We start from the raw sequence: 2578 nt of genomic DNA on the forward strand, positions 1-2578 counted from the left end.
CTCTGGAGAACCCATGAGAAATCTACCTGCGGGAATTTTTACCATTTCTAGGGAGGCTCCATTACCAAGATTTTCTGTCATTACTTCTGCTTGATGTTGAGGGCGACTAATTATTTCTCCTCTGCTGTTAACTATGACGGTGGTAAATGTCTGAATGGGAAATTCTGGTTGTGGTGGAGGGGGAGGTGCTGGAGTTGGTTGAGGAGGAGAAATATTTTCTGGAGGTGTTTCTATTATTGGTTGGGGAGTAGAAATATTTTCCGAGGGTGTTTCTGGTATTGGTTTAGGAGAAGAAATGATTTCTGGAGATGGTTGATTTCCAATACCTCTACTTAATATTGCTGCGACAAACCCACTTCCTGCTAAACCTCCTAATATTAATATTTGCCTTCTGGTTTTATTAGGTTGGGGTTGGGGTTGAGGTGTTGCGACTACTGTTGTTTTGAGTTTCGGTGTGGGTGTTGGTTGTGGTGTTGGTATTGGAGTAGTTAAACCTAATGCTTCTAGTACTTCTGTGGCTTTTTCATAACGCTGGGGAAAATATTCATGTACCATCCTATCTAATATATTTGCTAGATAGTTACTTACTTGTGCCTCATTTCGCCAGATAACATTTCCTGTCTTTAAGTCTGTGGGTAAATTTTGAGGTTCTTTTCCTGTCAGTGCTTTTATTCCTACCATTCCCACTGCATAGATATCACTACTCAGTCTTGGTTTGCCATTACTTTGTTCGCTTGGCATATATCCAGGTGTCCCGACTGCTACAGTTAAGGTTGTTGTTCCTGGTTGGTTTGCTGTGGTTAATACGTTTATTTCTTTGACTGCTCCAAAGTCGATTAATACTATTTTTTTGTCTGACTTACGACGCATCAAGTTTTCTGGTTTGATGTCTCGATGAATAATATTATTTTGATGAGCTTTTTCTAATGCTGATAAGATTCCTTTTAGTAGGGTAGTAGTATAAGACTCGCTTAATTTTTTTCCTGGGGTAAGTTCTTTACTTATATCTTGCCCTTCTACATATTCTTGTACTAGGTAAAATTCTGTTCCTTCTTGGAAATGGGCAAATAGTTTTGGTATTTGGTCTGAGTCTTTTCCTAGTTTGTATAAGGTTTTTGCTTCTCTCTCAAATAATCTTTGGGCAATAGCTAAAACTTCTGGGTCTGAACTTTTGGGTGATAGATGTTTGACTACGCATTTGGGTTTGCCTGGTAAATCTAAATCTTGAGCTAGGTAGGTATCTCCAAATCCTCCACTTCCTAGAATGTCTATTATTTTGTAGTGATTTCTCAGGATTTTTCCAGACTGCATTTTCAGTTATCAGCTTTTTCAGTTATCAGTTATCAGCATTTTCAGTTATCAGTTATCAGTTATCAGTTATCAGTTATCAGTTATCAGCTTTTTTAGTTATTAGTTACCAGTTATTAGACTTCTTATTATTCAGTTATCAGTTATCAGCTATTGTTCAACAATTAGTATTAAAGAATTAAACTCATTCATTACTAATTACTTTAGTGAGCAAGTATGGTTTTTTGGCCTAAGTTACTTAGAAGTTGTCTGAGAAGTCCAATCTGCTACATCGCTCGCCCCCTAAATCCCCCAAAATTGGGGGACTTTTAGAAGTAAATTGACTCTTGTTCCCCCCAAAGTTGGGGGGCAGGGGGGCAAAATTCAGTATCAAAAAACTTTTCAGATATCCTTTTTGAGTATATATGAGCGCACCTTTTCCATTATACTTACGATATCATGTCAAGTTTTTTTTGGCAACCCATTTTTTCGCTCTTTTTGAGGATTTTCTCGTTTTTTTTCCTGATAGGCTGATTTTAATTCTATTGTCGTAATCTATCTTTGATTTATCTGAATTAATTTGGGATTTTTGAGTAGGAATATTTTCGATTCAGGATGTAGCGATCGCCTGAAATATTACTTATTTTTCTTAATTACTGAACTATCTTGATGTTAATTAGGAAAATGTGACGTTTCTGGCCGATGTTTTTTGAGTATATATGAGCGCACCTTTTCCATTATACTTACGATATCATGTCAAGTTTTTTTTGGCAACCCATTTTTTCGCTCTTTTTGAGGATTTTCTCGTTTTTTTTCCTGATAGGCTGATTTTAATTCTATTGTCGTAATCTATCTTTGATTTATCTGAATTAATTTGGGATTTTTGAGTAGGAATATTTTCGATTCAGGATGTAGCGATCGCCTACTCGATTAAAAACTTTTCTTGATTAGAGAATTATTTTGTTGTTATTTCTCGGGATTTTTCCTAGCTACATAATTTTTAGGTTAATTAGGGAGATGTGACGTTTCTGTCCTAATTTTTTTGAGTATATATGAGCGCACCTTTTCCATTATATTTACAATATCATGTCAAGTTTTTTTTAGCAACCCATTTTCTCGCTCTTTTTGCAGATTTTCTCGTTTTTTTCTCCGAGCGACAGATTTTAATTCTATTGTCGTAATCTATCTTTATCTATCTGATTTATCTGGAATTTTTGAGTAGGAATATTTTCGATTCCTTTTAAGGGGAAAAAGAAAAAATAATATTTCCTTATATTCAATTCAGGAACGG

General features: G+C 35.5%; 1 protein-coding gene. It reads right to left on the minus strand.

Annotated features, from left to right (window positions below; genetic code table 11):
* On the minus strand, positions 1 to 1311 hold a 1311-nt coding region (locus AC3DU7_RS30865; RefSeq protein ID WP_488043054.1), incomplete at its 3' end, for a protein kinase domain-containing protein.
* Positions 1312 to 2578 lie beyond the last annotated feature (1267 nt).

This window comes from Okeania sp. (genome assembly GCF_983059655.1).